We start from the raw sequence: 19281 nt of genomic DNA, 5'->3' as shown, positions 1-19281 counted from the left end.
CACGGTTTAAACCGAAATCAATGGCACAATGACTCCGAAATCGGTGGCACAAATCGAACTGAATTAGCCAGTTTGTCCAAATCTAGTAAAATAGCGTTAATTAATCCAATAAAAGTACCCCACTAGGTGCCCCTTATTTACTTCGGGTGCCCCAATTTAAATTTTAAAAATTATGAAATTAAATATACTCTTCTTAGTCAGAAAGACTAAGCTTAACAAGAAAGGTATGTGTCCAATTAGATGTAGGATAACATATAATAAGGAAAGATATCCTTTTGCAACTGGACAATATATTAATCCTAAAAACTGGAATTCCAAACAACAATATGTTGAACCACCTGAGCCAGATGCAGAACTCATAAACACACAATTAAGCCTGATTAAAACAAAACTTAGTCAGACTTTTTTATTTCTACAGGTTAAGGGCGGTGAATTTACTGTAGATGATATCTGCAAACAATACAAAGGTGAAACCCCTAAAAAGGAGTTTGGTGTTATGGAAGTGTATAACCTGCATAGTGATAGAATTAAGAAGCTAATAGGACTATGAATATTAATTTTCATTCATCTGTTATGTGTTTTTTCTTATAAAATCATTTATATATTTGCAAAATGAAAATTGAAGTTCTCAGTAATAATATAAACATAATTAACCAAGTCGTAGAATTAGGAACTAAGAATTCTAAAACTCTTGGCCATTTTCCTGAAGGAGCGTTTCACGAATATGCTCAAAAGGGTAATATTTTAGTGGCCTATAAAGGGAGGGATTTAATTGGATATCTTTTGTTTTCAATTACGGATAGTAAAAGAATTATTAGAATTGTTCATTTGTGCATTAAGGATGATTATAGAAAACAAGGCATAGCTAAAGGTCTTTTGAATTTTCTGAAATTTAAGTATAGCACTCTTTTAAAAGGTATGTCATTGAGTTGTAGAAAAGATTATTTAAGGGCTAGTAAGTTTTGGGAGAGTTATGGATTTAAGGCTATAGGAAGTAGACGTTCTAGAAGTAAAAAGGAAAATTACTTAATTAGATGGTATTATGATTTTGGAAATGAAGATCTGTTTTCTACTACTTATGATGAAATAGAGAAGATAAGAGCATTGCTTGATGCAAATGTCCTAATTAAATTAAGAGAGAGATTTGAAGGAGATCAGACGGGAGTAAATTATCTTTTAGAAGATTGGTTAGAGGAAGTAGAATATTATTATGCTCCGGAGATATTTAATGAAATAAACAGAGATCTTGATAGGGAGAGAGCAGAAAGGACAAGAGTGCTTGTAAGAGATTTTGTAGCTGCGAAATTTAAACCAGATAGAAGAGATGGAGTACTTGAGGAGCTTAAGAAAATTATACCTGGAAGTACAATAAATGACGTTTCTGATAAAAAACAGCTTTCAGAATGTATTGCAGCTGAAATCTCTTATTTTATTACCGATGACGGTAATATTTTAAATTCAGGTGAGGAAATATATAGAAAATTTGAAGTTCAGGTTTTACGACCGATAGATTTTATTCTTTTAATAGATCAACTAAATAATAGCAGTAATTATTATTCACAGCGTTTAGCGGGTGTTAGGTATGATTATAAAAAAGTACGGTCTAAAGAGGTGGATTTTCTTGTTCAAACATTTTTAAGCAAAGAGAAAGGAGAAAAAAAGCACGTTTTTAGGGATATAATAACTTCAACAGCTTGTGATTTAAAAAAGTCTGAAATTAAGGTTGTTCAGGATAGAAATAAATCAACATTAGCTATTTGGGGAGCTAAGTTTTGTGAGGAAGAGGTTGGTGTAAAATTTATAAGAACCGCTAAATCTCGGTTAGCAAGTACATTGTTTAAACAGCTAATATATGACCTTATTAATTTAACTATTTTAAAGGAAAAGTATTATTTAGTTATAAGTGATCCCTTTATTAGCGAAAGCGATAAAAATACACTTGAATCTTATGGTTTTGTTTATAAAGATTCACAATGGATTAAGATAGTATTAAAGGGTGTTGTGGATTCTAAAAGTTATTTTTTAGAAAATAAATTAGTTGCTAGAGTATTCAATAGTGAAAATATAATGAGCAAGTTGAATAATGGGGGATGTAGTTATAAACATCAGATTGAAAGAATGCTATTTCCTTTAAAATTTGAAGATTTAGATATTCCTACCTATATTATCCCTATAAAGCCATTTTGGTCAGGTCAATTATTTGATTACTATACTTCTGAAGGAACGTTGTTTGGAGCCCCTGCGGAACTCTCTTGGAATAGAGAAAATGTCTATTACAGGAGTGTAAGGCCAGTTTCTGAAAAAAGCCCGGGTAGAATTTTATGGTATGCAAGCAAGGATAGCACTAATTTAAATGGGAGAGGTAGTTGTATTGTTGGGACATCATATATTGATTCAGTTACTGTTGGTAAGCCAAAAGAGTTATTTAATAAGTTTAAAAAATTTGGGGTTTATGAATGGAAGCATGTTTATGATTTAGCTAAGAATGATATTGAGAATGATATTAAAGCACTTGAGTTTAGTGATACGGAAGTATTCAAAAAACCGGTTAGATTAGATGATATTAATAATGTTCTTCAAAATAATGGGAGAAGAAAGAATACATTTGCATCACCATTAGAGGTGAATAATAAAATTTTTAACGACATTTATAGAATAGGAATTAAAGATTAAGCTATGAGTAAAATTGTTGTGATATCATTAAAGCCAGAGTTCTCTGAACTTATTTTTAATGGTTCAAAAAAAATAGAATTAAGGAAATCTATTCCCCAGATAAATGAAGAGGACATTGTTGTTGTTTATAATACGATGCCAGAAAAGGCTATTGTAGGAGTTTGTAAAATAGGGGAAATTATAACTTCATCTCCTGAGGAGATATGGTCAAATTATTCTCAAGAATTAGGGATAGATGAAGAAAGATATTTTGATTACTATCTAGGCAGGAAAAAGGCAATAGGACTGAAAATAGATAGTTTTAGAAAATTCAAAGAGAAAATTACGCTCAAAGAAATAAAGAAAATAATACCAGAATTTACACCCCCGCAGACGTTTAAATATTTTAGTAGATCAACAGTGATGAGTTCTCTCAAATAATTGGAAAGAAGAAATGTATTAGGTGTTGTTAAGGTATTATAAGTTGCTGGAGCCCTAAACATTAAAGGTTTATCCTAATAAGTAATAGTCCCGTTCAGACTGCCAAATTGCTTAGAAGCTTCAACAAAGTTGGAGCTTTTTTTTGCACTAAAAATTAGTTGTGTTGTTTGATAAACCTCGGTGTTTATCAGTGGTTTAAGTAGTTAAACCAATGGAAAGCTTTCCTTTTTTCTTAATCGAAAATGGGGATGCTTTTTTGTTTTAGAGAGGTTTTGAAGCTTCTAACATCTATTTTTTTACAAATGAGAGACTCTAAATGTCTACGAGGCACTCTTTAATTTAAATTTTAAATTAATGAATATTAATAAGCTAAGGGTGGTTTTTTCAATCATTCTTTTTTAAATTAAGTTGTCATCTTAATTTGGTCCTTTTTCTTAAACATCAATATCTTAATAAAAGAATAGCTGGTCTATATAAAATAATTCCTTCTTATGTGGCTTTGCAATGATTTTATAATAGCGATAATTTGTATTGTTGGTTTCAATAACAATCTTGCTCTTTTCTTGGTAGGTTATCTTAGCTTGGTTTAGTAATGTCAGGCTTTCGGTATGTTGTCCTCCCCAAATTTCAAGTTGGCTTAATGGGTTTTTTTGTTTCCAACGCCCAGAGCTTAGAATTATCTTTTTAATATTTGGAGGATTTTCTCCGAAATCGGCAGTTGCGTTTAAAGGGTTATTTTCATTAAAGTTTGCTCCCTTTGATCCACCTATATTGTCATCTGTTAATAATATCCGTGCTTCTCCAATAAACTCACTATATATCCCTTGGTAAACTAGATCAAGTTTTTCTGGTTGGTGTCCTTTGTCAAAAAATCTATAGGTTTTAATGCTGCTTGGTAACCAGTTCTCTTTATAGGCAATGGCTTTAATAGGCAGATTACTTTCCAAATCAATTTTTATTGGTGCACTATAGAGTTGAGAAGATTCATTCGGTTCAGTGTCATCTGTAGTATACCGAATTTCTATACCAGGCATCTTGTGCCCTAATGCAACGTAGTCGTCCTTAGAAATAACTGTACTTTTACTAAGTAATCGTGGCGGCGTTAAGGTTAGTTTCTTTTCCGAATCCTGAAACCCGGTTTCTATGTTAATCTTCGAAAACGTCTGTTTTAATGTCTTTATGTCTTCTTCATTAAGGACTGTATTCCAAATAAATACACGATTAAGTTTGGGTAATGCCTTTATTATGCGACTAATATTAGAATCGATTTGTGTGCCCGATAGCGATAGCGTTTGTAGATTTGAGCATTTTTTTAGACCATCTAAATCATCGGTTTTTAGATCTGTGAAATTAAGAATCAATGCTTCCAAATTTGTCATTGAACTTATAAAGTCAATAGAACTTTTATCAATAGGTAAATAGGATACATTCAAGGAGACTATTTGTTTTTTAATTTTTTGTAAATCAGTTAGTAAGTCAGGTGTGTATGTTTGTCTTCCGTGAATAACAACATCAATTGCAGGTGATGAGGGCGATTTTTGAATAACCGTTCTAAATGGGTGTTCCAGAGCCTTAATTTCTTTTTCTTCCGCAAAATTAAAAGTATAGGTCGCGGCTTCTTTTTGTGCTTTTTTTTCTAAAATCCCTGAAATTTTCGAGCCTAAAGAGTCATTTTCTGGTAATTGAACAAGATTTATCTTGTCGTCAGCGCCGTTTTTAATCCATAGACTTAACAACTTAATCTCGTCTTGCGTCAGTTGTTTTTTCCCTTCAGGGGGCATGTGCTCTTTATGTTCTAAAGGAAGATGTACACGTTTTAATAAAGCACTTTCTTTTGGGTTGTTAGCAGCCCAAAGTGCACCATTTTTTCCACCTTTCAACATATTTTCAAAGGAACTCATATCTAAGTCTCCCTTTTGTTTGTCTGAATTATGACAACTTAAACATTTTGCATCAAGTATTGGCTTAACAAACCCTTTAAATATGGGGGTTTCTTCATTTAATACAAGAACTTTATCCCTTTTCAATGGTTCTGTTATAAAATTTGCCCCGTGTGTTAGTCCTGCTCCGTAGTGACCGGCAAAAATAACACCGATAAAGCCAATGTAAAGTACCGTTTTAAAGACGCGATCGTTTTTAATAAATACTAAACCATACATAGAGAAGCTTATGGCGACTCCTATCCATTTATGGAGGGCCATTAAGTTTGTAGTATCACCTTCTAAAGAAAGGAATAACCCCATGATGCTTGCCAAGACCGTGGTAAGAGCGGTAAATAAAATTAAAAAACGATTTATTTTTCTATATGAATTTAAATCTATCTGATTTTTTAAAAAATTCAAAAGAACCAGTAGCACAATAAAGACAATTGGGAAATGCAAAATAAGAGGATGCATTCTACCCAGGGGTTGTAACCAATACGGAATTGATACATGACTTTCAAATACCAACAGCATTACCAAAAAGCAATGCATAAAAAATAATAGGTTTAATACCCAAGACTCTAATTTCTTCATACGTTATGCCAGAATATCTTTAACTACATGCCCATGGACATCGGTTAATCTAAATCGTCTTCCCAAATACTTATAGGTTAATTTTTCATGATCAAGCCCCATTAAATGCATGATAGTAGCTTGCAGATCATGTATATGCACTGGGTTTTTTATAATGTTATATCCAAATTCGTCCGTTTCGCCGTAAGAAGTACCCGCTTTAACACCACCACCGGCCATAAAAATACTGAAGCTTCTCGGGTGATGGTCTCTTCCGTAGGTGTCTTTGGTTAATTTCCCCTGACAGTAGTTTGTTCTTCCGAATTCACCACCCCATATAACCAAGGTTTCGTCCAGAAGTCCTCTTTGTTTTAGGTCCGTAATCAATGCTGCCGAAGCTTGATCGACGTCCTTAGCTTGTTTTGGCATATCCTGGGGTAAATTGCCATGTTGATCCCAACCCTGATGATATAGCTGGACAAATCTAACTCCTGATTCTGAGAGCTTTCTGGCTAATAAGCAATTTGAAGCATAGGTTCCTGGGATCATAGAATCGGCACCGTACATTTTAGTAATATGGTCGGGTTCCTTGGATAAGTCGGTTATTTCCGGTACAGCAGTTTGCATTCTGAATGCCATTTCATATTGCTTGATTTTGGAATGTATTTCCGGATCTCCAAATTCGGCATGCCCCAGATTATTTAATTCCGCTAAATTATCCAACATTTTTTTACGTTGTGCTTTGGTCATACCGTCCGGGTTGTTCAAATATAAAATAGGGTCTTCGCTAGCACTTAGTTGTACACCTTGATGGGTACTGTCCAGAAATCCATTAGACCATAGTTTAGAGTAGACCCCTTGGCCATTTCCTGAGCCTCTTGATAATAATACGCAAAATGCCGGTAGGTTTTTATTTTCACTACCTAAGCCGTAGCTGAACCATGAGCCCATGCTGGGTCTGTTGCCTTGTTGAGCGCCTGTTTGTAAGAACGTTAAGGCCGGATCATGATTAATAGCATCGGTATGCATACTTTTTATAACGCAAATATCATCTGTGATTTTAGCGATATTTGGGAAAAGATCGCTTACCCACGTACCGGACTTTCCATATTGTTGAAAGTTGAATTTTGAACCAACAAGCGGAAAACTTTTTTGATTAGCAGTCATTCCGGTTAAACGCTGCCCTTGTCTGATAGAATCTGGTAAGTCCTGACCAAACATTTCATTGAGTTTTGGTTTGTAGTCAAAGCTCTCCAGTTGGGATGGCGCGCCATTTTGCGTTAACATAATAATGCGCTTTGCTTTTGTAGCAAAATGTTTAATGCCCAACGGTAATTCGTTTTCAACGGCGTTGGAGCCTTTAAATAAATTAGGAATTAACAACGAACCAAGAGCCGCACCACCAACGCCCATGGCCATTTTTCCTAAAAAGTGCCTACGATTTATGTTTAATCGATGTTCAAAGATTTCTTTATCCATTGGTTTTAGCTTTTCATTATTGTTTCTTCCATATTATATAGCGTATGTATAATCTGCATTAAGGAGGCTACTTCAATCTCATTTCTCCCTTCATCAATTGGATATTCACCTACATCGATAAATGCCTTAGCATTAGTGGGTACCTCTTGAAATAATTCCTTCTGCTCATTGTAATAATTTAATAATATTGTTTTTTCTTCTGGTTTGATGTTGCGACAGAGTATTAACTGAAACGCTTTTTCAATGCGTTCTTCGGTAGATAAATCTTGACTAACCAGGTTTTCTGAAAGTACTCTGGATGCTTCTAATACCGTTGGACTATTTAACATAATTAGTGCCTGTAATGGCGTTGAGGTACTATGTCTTTTTACCTCACATTGATCTCTTGAAGCGGCATCAAAAGTGGTTTGTACTGGTGGTAAAACAGTTCTTTTAATTAAGGTGTAAATGCCTCGACGATAAAGTTTGTCCCCGTGATCCTGAACGTATCGCGCCAATAAACCTCGTTCTGAAGTAGCTGCTGCCCAAAGGTTATCAGGTTGATAGGGCTTTACACTGGGGCCGCCAATTTCCATATTTAAGAGTCCGCTGGTTTTTAGTACATGATCACGAATCATTTCAGCATTTAAGCGAGTTCTTGGCATTCTGGATAGATATACATTTTCAGGATCTGAGCCTAATTTTTTAGCATCGACTATGGTAGACTGCTTATAGGTGCTGGAAGTCACAATTTGCTTTACAAGTCTTTTTATATCCCAGCCATTTTCCTGAAAATCTACAGCAAGCCAATTAAGCAATTCAAAATGAGAGGGTAGATCACCCTGCATTCCAAAATCACCAGAAGTATTAACAATGCCTCTTCCAAAAATATCTTGCCACACCCTATTTACATAAACCCTTGATGTTAGCGGGTGTTTATCGTCAAATAACCAATTGGCCAAGCCTAATCTATTTGAATCAAATTTATTTTTATCAAATTCTAAAATAGCTTTCGGTGTATCAAAATCTACAATTTCGCTTTTCCCATCATAAACGCCTCTATCAAGTACATGTGTTGTTCTGATGCCAACAGAATCTTTCATAACCATGACGCGAACATTATCTGTAGATTTTTTGTTTATGAAAGGGAGACTATCATTAATTATTTGTGTGGAGAGCTCAATATATGGAGGGTCTGCAAAAATGTTATGACCAATTGTACGGTACAAACCTTTTTCCGGGACTTTATCAAAAAAAGCGAATGTTTTAAAATAATCCTTTTGAGATATGGGATCATATTTATGATCGTGACATTTTGCACACTCGTAAGTAAGACCCAGAAATGCTTTTCCGAAGGTATTTGTTCGGTCAGTAACGTACTCAATTCGGTATTCTTCGTCAATTACCCCACCTTCCTGAGTTATTTTATGGTTTCTATTAAATCCTGTAGCCAGCACCGTTTCAATATTTTTATTGGGTAATAAATCTCCTGCCAATTGCCAGGTAACAAATTTGTCGTAAGGATAGTTCTCATTATAAGCGTGAATAACCCAATCTCGCCATGGCCACATGGTTCGTCCTCCATCATCTTGATAACCATGAGAATCAGCATAACGCGCTACGTCAAGCCAATGATTTGCCATTTTCTCACCGTAATGCTTGCTCGCTAAAAGTTTATCTACAAGGTGTTCATAAGCTTTATCGGAAGTATCGTTAAAGAATTCATTTTGTAATTCAACAGAAGGGGGTAAACCTGTTAAATCAAAAGTAATACGTTTTAAAAGGCGTTCTTTTTTGGCAATTGCATTTGGTTGTAATCCGGCATCTTCAATTTTATTAAGAATGAAGTAATCAATTTCATTAGTAACCCAGTCGCTTAGCTTTACTTCAGGGAGCTCAGGTTTAACAGGTGGCGTAAAAGCCCAATGCTTTTGGTATTTAGCCCCTTGCTTTATCCATTTTTTGATAACATTAATCTCATATGTAGAGAGCTTTAAGTTAGACTCCTTAGGAGGCATTATTTTAGAGGTGTCCATAGCCGTGATTCTTAAAAATACCTCGGACTGCTCTGGTTTTCCGCTTACTATTGCATGCTTGTTTTTGTTGTCTTTTAGAGCTTTATAGGCACCTTCTTCAGTATCCAATCTTAATTCAGCAGATCTTTTATTAGCGTCTGGTCCATGGCAATTAAAACATTTGTCTGAAAGGATGGGCCTAACATCAAAATTATAATCTACAATTTTTGGTATTTTTTGTTCAGGAATATTAGTATAAGAAGGTTTGTCTTTACAAGAAGACATAATAACCAGCACAAATAAAATAGCTTTTAGTTTCATTTATAGCCTTTCTAAGTTTTAATAGTATAAGATTAATGGACTACAGCTTTATCTTAGGGTGATTGAAATTGAAATACAGCTGTACATGATGTAACTAGTGTAATAGAATATAACATTGGTTTTTAGTGTTTTTAAATGAAAGCTAACATCAAAAAAATAGAACGATCGTGTCCTGTATTCTCGAGTTAGTTTTCAAAATTAACCTGAAACCTAAAAAACAGAGGTGGATTTTTTGTGTTAAATGGTGGAAATATTAATCAATTCTAACAATTGTATTATTTGGGAAGGTAGTAAGATGGCGGGTTTCCAAATTCTTTTTTAAATGATCTACTAAAATATCGATTGTCATTGAAACCTATTTTATACGCTATTTCTTTTAAAGTATAATTGCCTTCCTTTATTAATTGCATGGAAATTGAAAGCTTATAAGAATTAATATATTCAATAATTGACTTTCCTGTAAGTGCCTGGATTTTTCTGTAAAGTTGAGATCTTCCTATACCCAATTCAGCGCAAAGTTGGTCTACGGTAAAATCGGAGTTCTCAAGATGTGCATTCAGGGTTTTGTTCATCTTTTCAAGATACTTATCGGTAGCTTCAACATTTGAATGATTAACATTTTCAAAATTTTCTCTTTTAAATTTTTTAAGTAATTGATGTCTGCTTTCTAATACATTTTTAATCTTCAATTTGATTTCAGATATATTGAAGGGTTTTTGAATATAATCCTCGGCACCGGTAGTTAAGCCTGCAATTTTATTATTGACACCTGTTTTTGCAGTTAAGAACAGTATGGGAATATGTGCCGTTAAATCGTTACTCTTTAATTGGTTTGCAAGCTGTATGCCGTCGGATTCAGGCATCATAATATCACTTATTATAACATCCGGTAAAGTCGCAATAGCCAATTGTAGGCCTTCTTTTCCATTTTCGGCTTCAATAACTTGATAGATGTCTTTTAACTCTTCATAGATATAATTTCTAATATCGTTATTATCTTCAACAATTAAAACTAACGTCTTATTGGCATTAATTTCAGGAAGTTTACTTACTATTGCTGCACCTGTATTGGTATAATCTTCAAAGCCAATAGGAATTTTCACTTTAAAATGACACCCTTTATCTTTACCTGTTTTCAATTCAATAGTTCCGTTATGAAGTTTTACGAGTTCTGTAGTGAGCGATAGGCCAATGCCGCTACTATATCCGAAATCTGGATTTTTATCCAATTGATAAAAACGTTCAAATACTTTTTCCTGATACTCAGTCGGTATTCCCGATCCATTATCGATAACATGAATTTTCATAACACCTTTAATAGCTTTGTTTTCCTGATCTTCTTTTAGATCGTTAAGACTAACCAATAATTTTACCTGACCACCAGAAGGCGTATATTTAAAAGCATTGGAAATGAGATTGGTTACTATTTTTTCTACTACATCTGCATCGAAAAACAACTCACTATTTTTAACAGGTAATTCACTTATATATTCAATATTTTTTTCTTTGGACCAATAGGAAGCCGAAGTATTAATATTGTTAAAAACGGAAAAATCTTTTTGTGGCGTAATTTGTAGTTTTTTATCGCTTTCCAGTTTTCTAAAATCTAATATTTGGTTAACTAATTCCAGTAGGCGAGAACTATTGCGATGCATCATTTCTAAAACCTTGTTGTTAGGTTTTGTATTTTCCTGAACAAACTTATCTAATGGAGATGTAATAAGGGTTAAAGGTGTGCGTAGTTCATGGGAAATATTTGTGAAAAATTTCAATTTCATTTTAGCAACCTCTTCAAATCGATATATTCGCTCTTTCTCTATTTCGAATTTAGAGCGATTTCTTTCCTTTTTGATCACTAACCAAAGAATAAGAATAAATAGTGATACTAAAAGAAGTATAGCTAATATCTTTACCCATAATAGTTCCCAGAAGGGAGGCAATATATGAATATTTACTTTTTTTATGTCGCCGCTCCAAACACCGTGCTCATTGGTTGATTTAACCATAAAGGTATAATTTCCTGATGGTATATTAGTATATGTAGCTTTTTGATTATCCTGAACTTGAATCCAGGATTTGTCATAACCATCTAACTTATAGGCAAATTTACAACGGTCATTGTTGTTATAATTAATTACCTGGAACTCCAGTTCAAACTTTTTATCATTGTAATCTAAGTTTACTTCGTTTTCAATTTCAATATTCCGGGAAATATATTTACTATTTGGTTTAATGATTTCATTATTTACCCATAATTTCGAGATATATAACTGTGAACTTTCGTTGCTGTCTTTTACTTCTTGCGGATTAAAAATCATTAATCCTTTGGCTGTATTAAAAATAAGTTCGCCGGTTTCTAAACTCAAGCTTGAAGCACCTATTTCTGAAGATAATACGCCGTCAGGTTCAATTAATATTCTGGCTACGTCGTTTAAATTATCGTATTTTATTAGTCCGTTTGCAGTACCAATCCATAAATTGTTTTCGGCATCCTGTTCTATGGAGTTAACAATTTTATCTTTTATTAAAGGATTGTTACATTGGTAGAATATTCCGGTAGTCTCATCTAGTCTGCAGAGTCCCGCTCTAGTGCCAATCCAAAGTTGATGTTGATTGTCCTCAAATATTTCGTTAACAAAATTATTGTTTAGCGTTGTTTCGTCTCCAATCTTGTGACGGTAATGCAAAAACTCCTGAGTCTCCGGCAGGTATTTTTTTAATCCGTCACCTTCTGTGCCAATCCACACATTGCCCTTACTATCTTCGAAAATTGCTCTGGCATGGTGAAAATATCCAATACCCTTAGGTTTATTCCAATCGCACTCAAAGTGAGTCATTTGTTTCGATTTTAGGTCGTATTTCGAAACACCAAGAATTTCACCAACCCATAACTCTTTATTTTTGGTTTGTATGGCTCCATATGGCACTGGGTTTTTTGAATTCTGCCGTACTTTTTGAATCAGTTCGCCATCAACCGTAAATTCAAAGTAGAAATTACTATCAGCTACCCAAACATTATTGTCGCCATTTGTGGTAATAAAAGGCCTTCCTTGAAACTCGATTTTCAATGTTTTAAGCTCTTCAGATGATTTGTCAAGGATAAAAACATGGTTAGCTTCAGAAACCCAATAATTGGAGCTTGTTTTGGTTATCAGACCATTAAAGCCTTCTTTTAAAAGAGGTTTAAACGGAGAATTGGTTTCTTCTATATGGAAAAATTTACCTGTATGATCTAATAACCAGGATGAATTCTTTTTAGTGTTATGAAATATCCTGCCTAAGTAAAACCCTGTTTCATTATTAAATAGGTCATTCAATTTAATTTCTTGCTTAACAATTAGATCTTCTCTGGTAATAAATACTGTGTTTCCGCTTAAAAACCAGCAGTTTTCGTCGTTTTCGTTTTCTACCCAATTGGCGTAACCTTCAGAAATATCTAATTCAGAGAAATTAGTTTTGGAATTGTACGTAAAAAACTTTTGTGAAGCCGTTATTAACTTTCCGTTAAAGTATTCCAGATTGTAATGATACTGAGGTGCGTTTTCGGGAATTTTAAAAATACGCTGAAAGGTTTGAGTTTTCTGATCAAAAATATTAAGTCCTTTCCAGGTGGCAACCGCCAAATTTCCATTGGCAATTTCTTCAATATCAAGCACATTATTATGGCTTATACTAGAGGCATCGTTAATATCAAATTTAAACGATTTAAAAGTGTTATTTTCACGATTCATTAAGTTTAAACCGCCACCATCTGTACCGATGTAAAACTGATTGTCTTTTGTTTCGAATATGGCTTTTATTTCGTTAAAACTTAAGCTTTTCGGATCGTTTTCATCATGAATGAATCGCTGAAAACAATCACAATTTCTATCGTATTTTAACAGGCCACCACCGTATGTGCCAACCCATAATGTCTTTTCGTTATCTTCATAAAGACAATGAATGTTATTGTCTGTAATACTGGTTTTGTCGCTTTCGTTTTTTAAATAATTCTTGAAATTTTTACCATCAAATCGCCATAATCCATTGGTAGATCCTATCCATACAAAACCAAAGGAGTCTTCCAAAATCGTATTGGCAGAAGTTTTAATAGGCAGTTCAAATTGCGTAATTTTAAAATTATCTATAAATTTTTGAGCTTTAAGATCACTCCAAAAAAGTAATAGTATAAAGGTGAACAAATGGATATAGATCTTATGAAATGACATTTATTAGCGCATTTTAAACTTAAAAAATGGTTTTAAATATAGACATTTTAAATAAGGTGACTCCATTGAAAAAAATCACATAGAATTTATTTAGAATAACATCTTATTTTTCTTATAAAACATTAAATTAGATGTGTTAATTTATTGCATCTAGAATACATGAAAAAAATTAATATAGTTACTCTGATTTTTTCATTTACGTTTTTAGCAACTGTTACTTGTTTCTCCCAAACATATGCGTCTCTCTATGAGGAGAGCACTTTTGAAGCTTATAAAAAAGATAGCTTAAACTATGATTTTTTTAAAAGTCTTTTTGCGATTGATACGACTATGACCGAAGAAGTTGCTTTAAAGCACGAAGAAAAAGTATTGTCTCTTATAAAAAGTTTTCCATTAAAGGAAGATAAAGCTAAAAAGGAGAAAAGGAGGGTTAAGTTCATTTATGATGAATTACATAAAAAGTTTTTCAAGAAATATACTTTAGAGTCCGATTTCTCTAAAATATTTGAAGATGGGACATACAATTGTATAACGGCTTCTGCTTTATACGCTTTTGCATTTGATGAATTAGATATACCTTATCATGTAAAAGAAACTCCATCCCATGTATTTTTAGTTGCTTATCCTAATACTCACAAAATTTATTTGGAAACAACAGTACCCGGTGCCTATGGCTTTACAACTCCAAAGGAATCGGAGGTCAAGAAAATAATAGATGAATTGATTGCCTATAAGCTAGTAACAAAAGAGGAGGTTTTAGAAAAAGGATACATTAAATTCTATGAGGATTATTACTATGGTAAGGATTACATAAACAAAAGTGCTTTAATCGGTATGCAGTATTATAACAAGGGTTTAACTAATTTGGATGCGACAGATTACGATGAGGCTATAAATAATTTTAGAAAAGCAAAAATCTTTTATTCATCACCACTCATTAAACCTATTTTAAAAGGTATAATGTTCCTAAAAGTAAATGAATTAGAGTTTGATTCATTTGAGGATGTAGAGTTTTTATTTGAATTGTTATCTATATCCAATTACCCTGAAGACTATTCAATAAGTAATTTAAAAACATCATTATTTAAAATAACCGATCATGATGATAATGATCATGCTTTCATTGAGAAGGTCATTGACAAGTTTAAATTATTTAAAAATGAAAAAATAAAAAACGTAGCTGTAGAGTTTTTGCTCGAGTATTTAGCAAGAAGAGCTGCATCAGATGAAGAATTAGAATCAGCTTTAGCGTACAGTAATGAAATACTCCATATCAATCCCAAAAGTAAAATAGCAAAACAAATAATAGAGCATGTATGTTTTAGAAAAGTAACACTGTCTACGCATGATTTGGAATCTTTAAAAGATTTTGAAGAAACCTGTGAAAAATACCCGTTTCTAAAAGATACAAAGCGCTATTATATCAGTTTAGTCAGTTTTTATGGAACTATTTCATTTATGAATTATAAGAATAAGGAAATATCTCTTGCATCAGAATATCTTAAAAAGTTTGAATCTGTAATGGATAAGCAAAATTTGATTAATGATATAAATAAACCTTTGGTTGCAGAATTATATCTTAAGGCTGGTAACTATTATTATTACAAAGAAGAGCACAAAGTAGCATATAACCTTTTCAAAAAAGGGCTTAGTTATGTTCCTGGATATCCAGAATTGGAAAAAAAAGCACAATGGGCTAAAGAGGAGCTATAATTATCCCAATGGATGTGTAGTTATGAAATAATATATGCGTTGTAAAAGATGAAATATTGCCATGACAATAATTGTTTGCCGTTAAAGTGTTGATAAACATTATTGTATGTTCAAAATGGATTGTCCCGTTCAGACGTCCAAATTGCTTAAAAGCTTCATAACATAAGTGGGTAGAGAATGGTGAATTATTGATGTTGCCTTAATAGAATTATGATAGGTTTATAGCCCATTTAATTTATTAATTTGGACTCATGGTGATGTGCTTCCAACCACGCCCCGTCTTTCCAAACCCATACTGCTGTAACTCTAAATAAACCATGATCCTCGCCGTAAGAACCATCTAAATAAAAAGTTGCTACTCCTACATTGTCATATATTTGTGAACTAAAATGTTTCATAATAACATTGGGCTTGGGTAATTTCATGGTGGCTCCCATATTTTTATATGTTTTTTGGAACCCGGACTCATATAAGGCCTGACCTTTAGAAGGAAAAATAGTAAAATCATCCAAATGATGGGACCAAAGGGTGTCACTTCCAGAGTGAATAGCTTTGTAATGTTCTTGAATTCTTGCTTTTAAACTTTCACTGGTTTGTGAAAATAATGTTGTAGAGCCTAGAGTTAGGACAGCAATTGCTAATAAAGTTTTCATAAAAATTGGTTTTAAAAGTCGGAGAGCTCTTAATGGTAGAAAGTAATCTTAAATATAAGTAATTTATTTTAAGGTCAATTTTGGCCATTTTTACAGAATATTAAAAGATGTACAATAATTGGATTAAGGGCCGTAGTTAATTAGTATTATACTTTCTTACAGATAATATATGAATCTCCATGATATTCGACCTCTTGATACTTGTCAGGTGATAATCCTTCAAAGTAATATAGAATTTCAAAATTGACAAATAAATCACGAAGTCGATTGTTTTCAATATAATATCTTATTTTACAGCATGCGTCTTTTTTTACATATGTATTAGGTTCTATCGGCTTCTCTGTTAAAGAGTATTCAAGAAATTCAGGGTCAAGATAATTTCTTAAAGACATGATTATGAGTCCATTGTTTTTTATGGTTCTTTTTATTGATAGGATCATGTTTTCAAATTCGCTTTTTCTCATACAACATCCCACTAGAATACAGTTTACAACATCATAATAATGTTCCGGATAGTCATATGTAATGACATCATGGGATAGAATAGAAATATTTGAGAGTCCATGGTCATTTTTATAGGCTTTAAGACGACTTAAGTATATAGGATTGTTATCTATGGCATCAACTTGAAATCCATTTTTGGAAAAAAAACACTATCAGCACCCTCGCCACAACCTATATCCAAAAGGTGCTTACTGCCATTTTTTAAATAACTTAAAGCTTTTTTTGCTAATGAGTCTGGTTCGAATGGGCTTTCAAAGCCATATTTTTCACCTAATTCTTTTGGTGAAGAGGACATACTTGATTGAAATTTAATAATGTATATAAATATAGTGAATAATTGAGGGAGACTCAAAGTGGTATTGGTTAGATGATGTAGAAGCAATAAATTTGCATCACAAGGGAACCCTTCTCTATTAAATAGGAGTTTTAAAAAATGGTTTTAGCTAAAAGAAGTAGATTCGTTTAGTACCCAGTTGAATAATTTATTTATTGAGGGGTAATCAATAGGGATTTTATTAATTCTAGTATTTGTGTAGGGTTTTGCTTGCTTATCTCAAAATGTCATTGGTTATTATTGCCCTGTTTTTTCCACCTAATTCTAATGGCAGATATGTTTTCCTGTTCTAATCGGTCTCCCGAAATAAGTTCAAACCCATTTTTCAAATAAAATCCCAGGGGTGATAAATAGTTTTCACCGTTATGTTTTAGGTCGTTGTTGTGATCAATAACCCATCCATTAAGTTCAATTTCTTTTTTCTTTGCAAGGTTTAGTAGCTTGCTTCCATAACCTTTTCCTTGTGTATTAGAATCTACTAAAATCACGAACCATCTTCTGCTGTCACGATTAAAATCAACATACCAGCCATACGCCTTTTTGTTCTCAACGATCAATATATGAGAGGCTTTGGTTAGCTTATTTAAATAGGTGTCAAAGTCTTTTAAGGTGTTGTAGGTTAATTGTTTGGGATATTCTTGGTTCCACAGATTGAAAATGTCAGTTTTATAGGATTTCGGTATTTTTAACGTTTTAATGAATTCCATAATGATCTAATATAACAGTTGCGATGCAATATTTGAAGCCTTAAGATACACTTTTCTCGAATACAATTTAAAGGGGGTATACAGTGGGCATAATAGCGACATTTTTAAATTAGTTAAATTTGTCTTTACTTTAAAAGAGTCCTTTAATTCATGTACGACTTTTATTCTATAATGAAAAGTGATATCATACCCAACAAGTTTGAGGTCGATAATCTTTTGTTTGTTGAATATAAGTGTCCTTTAGACCAGGACACGGTAGAAATATGGTCGAGGTACGATTATATCGTTTACATTTTAAGCGGTAAAAAAACATGGAGTACAAAAGAATCGCAATGGCCGGTAAAAAAGGGGGAAGCATTATATGTGAAAAAGGGAGCATCTGTTATTAAACAAAACTTCAGTGAAGAGTTTTGCATGCTTGGCGTATTTTTTTCGGATGCGATCATTACATCCAGTTTAAGCCACGATGTAAAGAAGATCCCTATTAAACATATTGAAGGGGCGGATACGTTTGTTATAGAACCAATTAATATGGGGGTTGCACTGGAAACGTTTTTCCAGTCCTTATTGGGGTACTTCCATAACACCAATAAGCCTTTGAATAGTATTTTACAATTAAAGGCCAAGGAACTTATTTTAAGTTTGGCAAACAGTAAGGATAATTTAAAAATCGCTTCGTACTTAAAGCATATTGTTTTAAATGAACTTCCTTCGTTGCCTAATATTATGGAAGCCAATTTTTGTTACAACCTAAATTTAGATCAGTTTGCCAAGCTTTGTAATAGAAGCAAATCGAGCTTTAAAAGGGATTTTAAGAACCATTATAATTCTAGTCCGGGAAAATGGATCTTAGAAAGAAGGCTTAAAAAGGCGGCCGAACTATTGCCTTTAAATACCGATAGTGTATCCCAGATCGCCTATGACTGTGGGTTTGAAAGTGCTGCACATTTTAGCAGGGCTTTTAAATTAAAATACGGTGCTACACCGTCATCTTATAGAAAAACAGACTAGCAAAATACTTCAAAACAGTAGTCTGGACTTTTTAGTCAAAACATTGGGCTTTTTTGAATAATCTAAACCCTATCTGTTCTATTTCTTTGCATTGAAACTTTAAAACAGTTCAATCATAATAAGAGATAAAGCAGACATGTTCTGGCAAATAATATAAAATGGAAACGACTACAAAATACTTTACACGGGACTATATCGAGTTTTTCGAAGGACTCGAAAGACATAATAATCGGGAATGGTTCTTATTAAACAAATCCAATTATGAACATTATGTGAAATTACCATTTCAACGTTTTATCCATGACCTGTTGGAAACTATTAAGGATGAAGATACTGCCATAAAAATTCAAACCAGTGATGCGGTGTTTAGGATTCAAAAGGACATGAGATTTGTTAAAGATGGTAAACCTTATAAGCTGTTTCAATCGGCTTTAATAAGTGTCAGGGGTAGGAAATCTAAGGAAGAACCTGGGTTTTATATAGAAATAGGGGCTCGGTACATAAAAGTAGCCTTAGGTTGCTTTAAGATTAAACCAGCTCAAATGAAAAGGCTCGCACTTGAAATGCACAAAATTGATGCTTTGACAGAACAGCCTCATTTTAAAAGCACCTTTGGAGCAATTATTAAAGGGAATAACAGTATGGTTTTTCAAACCCTATTGCCTGTACATATTATTGACAACGAAGGGTTGGACGAATTGTTACTCACCTACTGGCGTATGTCGAGAGCTGTGATAGATACTTTTAAAACTATTTTAAATAAATAATC

14 protein-coding genes are annotated in these 19281 nt (G+C 33.2%); 6 read left to right on the top strand and 8 right to left on the bottom strand.

Annotated features, from left to right (window positions below; genetic code table 11):
- The first annotated feature begins 172 nt into the window (after positions 1 to 172).
- The 3 genes from ABD792_RS15335 to ABD792_RS15325 all read left to right on the top strand — a co-directional run bounded on the left by ABD792_RS15335 (position 173) and on the right by ABD792_RS15325 (position 3093).
- A complete protein-coding gene (locus ABD792_RS15335) occupies positions 173 to 550 on the top strand; it encodes an Arm DNA-binding domain-containing protein (RefSeq protein WP_345007208.1) in 378 nt (125 codons plus the stop codon).
- Positions 551 to 612: 62 nt separating this feature from the next.
- Positions 613 to 2673 carry a GNAT family N-acetyltransferase gene (locus tag ABD792_RS15330; protein WP_345007206.1) on the top strand — a complete coding sequence of 687 codons (2061 nt, stop codon included), beginning with the start codon at positions 613 to 615 and terminating at the stop codon, positions 2671 to 2673.
- 3 nt (positions 2674 to 2676) lie between these two features.
- Entirely contained in the window at positions 2677 to 3093 is a 417-nt protein-coding gene (locus ABD792_RS15325; RefSeq protein WP_345007204.1) for an ASCH domain-containing protein, read from the top strand.
- Positions 3094 to 3542: 449 nt separating this feature from the next.
- On the opposite strand, the gene ABD792_RS15320 is transcribed toward ABD792_RS15325, so the two are convergent.
- The 4 genes from ABD792_RS15320 to ABD792_RS15305 all read right to left on the bottom strand — a co-directional run bounded on the left by ABD792_RS15320 (position 3543) and on the right by ABD792_RS15305 (position 13590).
- Entirely contained in the window at positions 3543 to 5609 is a 2067-nt protein-coding gene (locus ABD792_RS15320) for a c-type cytochrome domain-containing protein (protein WP_345007202.1), read from the bottom strand.
- Between the two features lie 3 nt (positions 5610 to 5612).
- On the bottom strand, positions 5613 to 7067 hold the full coding sequence (locus ABD792_RS15315; RefSeq protein ID WP_345007201.1) for a DUF1501 domain-containing protein: 1455 nt from the start codon (positions 7065 to 7067) through the stop codon (positions 5613 to 5615).
- Between the two features lie 5 nt (positions 7068 to 7072).
- Positions 7073 to 9382, bottom strand: a complete 2310-nt coding sequence (locus tag ABD792_RS15310; protein WP_345007199.1) for a PSD1 and planctomycete cytochrome C domain-containing protein — start codon at positions 9380 to 9382, stop codon at positions 7073 to 7075.
- A 275-nt stretch (positions 9383 to 9657) separates the two neighbouring features.
- Positions 9658 to 13590 (bottom strand): hybrid sensor histidine kinase/response regulator transcription factor, encoded by a 3933-nt coding sequence (locus ABD792_RS15305; protein WP_345007197.1) that lies wholly within the window; start codon positions 13588 to 13590, stop codon positions 9658 to 9660.
- 159 nt (positions 13591 to 13749) lie between these two features.
- Between ABD792_RS15305 and ABD792_RS15300 the strand changes: the two genes are divergently transcribed.
- On the top strand, positions 13750 to 15303 hold the full coding sequence (locus ABD792_RS15300) for a hypothetical protein (RefSeq protein WP_345007195.1): 1554 nt from the start codon (positions 13750 to 13752) through the stop codon (positions 15301 to 15303).
- 230 nt (positions 15304 to 15533) lie between these two features.
- Here the strand turns inward: ABD792_RS15300 and ABD792_RS15295 are convergent, their stop codons facing one another.
- The 4 genes from ABD792_RS15295 to ABD792_RS15285 all read right to left on the bottom strand — a co-directional run bounded on the left by ABD792_RS15295 (position 15534) and on the right by ABD792_RS15285 (position 17501).
- Complete coding sequence (locus ABD792_RS15295) at positions 15534 to 15956, bottom strand: hypothetical protein (RefSeq protein WP_345007194.1); 423 nt, start codon at positions 15954 to 15956, stop codon at positions 15534 to 15536.
- 146 nt (positions 15957 to 16102) lie between these two features.
- Positions 16103 to 16558: a hypothetical protein gene (locus ABD792_RS19220; RefSeq protein WP_425568179.1), complete on the bottom strand. Its 456-nt coding sequence runs from the start codon at positions 16556 to 16558 to the stop codon at positions 16103 to 16105.
- An 11-nt stretch (positions 16559 to 16569) separates the two neighbouring features.
- The gene (locus ABD792_RS15290) at positions 16570 to 16755 is read right to left on the bottom strand and encodes a hypothetical protein (protein WP_345007192.1); all 186 of its coding nucleotides are present in this window, start codon (positions 16753 to 16755) and stop codon (positions 16570 to 16572) included.
- A 266-nt stretch (positions 16756 to 17021) separates the two neighbouring features.
- Entirely contained in the window at positions 17022 to 17501 is a 480-nt protein-coding gene (locus ABD792_RS15285) for a GNAT family N-acetyltransferase (protein ID WP_345007190.1), read from the bottom strand.
- 150 nt (positions 17502 to 17651) lie between these two features.
- On the opposite strand from ABD792_RS15285, the gene ABD792_RS15280 reads away from it, so the two are divergent.
- On the top strand, positions 17652 to 18512 hold the full coding sequence (locus ABD792_RS15280) for a helix-turn-helix domain-containing protein (protein WP_345007188.1): 861 nt from the start codon (positions 17652 to 17654) through the stop codon (positions 18510 to 18512).
- Between the two features lie 158 nt (positions 18513 to 18670).
- Entirely contained in the window at positions 18671 to 19279 is a 609-nt protein-coding gene (locus tag ABD792_RS15275; protein ID WP_345007186.1) for a DUF2461 family protein, read from the top strand.
- The last annotated feature ends 2 nt before the right edge of the window (positions 19280 to 19281 follow it).

Source organism: Snuella lapsa (assembly GCF_039539345.1).
GTDB lineage: Bacteria > Bacteroidota > Bacteroidia > Flavobacteriales > Flavobacteriaceae > Snuella > Snuella lapsa.
Note: the sequence above shows the minus strand (reverse complement) of the source record. Positions and strands in the feature narration are given on the sequence as shown.

Excerpts from the sequence above, each read along its gene's own strand:
- ABD792_RS15275 (WP_345007186.1), top strand. The coding sequence starts at position 18,671 with ATGGAAACGACTACAAAATACTTTACACGGGACTATATCGAGTTTTTC.
- ABD792_RS15295 (WP_345007194.1), bottom strand. The coding sequence starts at position 15,956 with ATGAAAACTTTATTAGCAATTGCTGTCCTAACTCTAGGCTCTACAACA.
- ABD792_RS15335 (WP_345007208.1), top strand. The coding sequence starts at position 173 with ATGAAATTAAATATACTCTTCTTAGTCAGAAAGACTAAGCTTAACAAG.
- ABD792_RS15320 (WP_345007202.1), bottom strand. The coding sequence starts at position 5,609 with ATGAAGAAATTAGAGTCTTGGGTATTAAACCTATTATTTTTTATGCAT.
- ABD792_RS15300 (WP_345007195.1), top strand. The coding sequence starts at position 13,750 with ATGAAAAAAATTAATATAGTTACTCTGATTTTTTCATTTACGTTTTTA.
- ABD792_RS15305 (WP_345007197.1), bottom strand. The coding sequence starts at position 13,590 with ATGTCATTTCATAAGATCTATATCCATTTGTTCACCTTTATACTATTA.
- ABD792_RS15325 (WP_345007204.1), top strand. The coding sequence starts at position 2,677 with ATGAGTAAAATTGTTGTGATATCATTAAAGCCAGAGTTCTCTGAACTT.
- ABD792_RS15330 (WP_345007206.1), top strand. The coding sequence starts at position 613 with ATGAAAATTGAAGTTCTCAGTAATAATATAAACATAATTAACCAAGTC.
- ABD792_RS15310 (WP_345007199.1), bottom strand. The coding sequence starts at position 9,382 with ATGAAACTAAAAGCTATTTTATTTGTGCTGGTTATTATGTCTTCTTGT.
- ABD792_RS15315 (WP_345007201.1), bottom strand. The coding sequence starts at position 7,067 with ATGGATAAAGAAATCTTTGAACATCGATTAAACATAAATCGTAGGCAC.
- ABD792_RS15290 (WP_345007192.1), bottom strand. The coding sequence starts at position 16,755 with ATGTCCTCTTCACCAAAAGAATTAGGTGAAAAATATGGCTTTGAAAGC.
- ABD792_RS15280 (WP_345007188.1), top strand. The coding sequence starts at position 17,652 with ATGTACGACTTTTATTCTATAATGAAAAGTGATATCATACCCAACAAG.
- ABD792_RS15285 (WP_345007190.1), bottom strand. The coding sequence starts at position 17,501 with ATGGAATTCATTAAAACGTTAAAAATACCGAAATCCTATAAAACTGAC.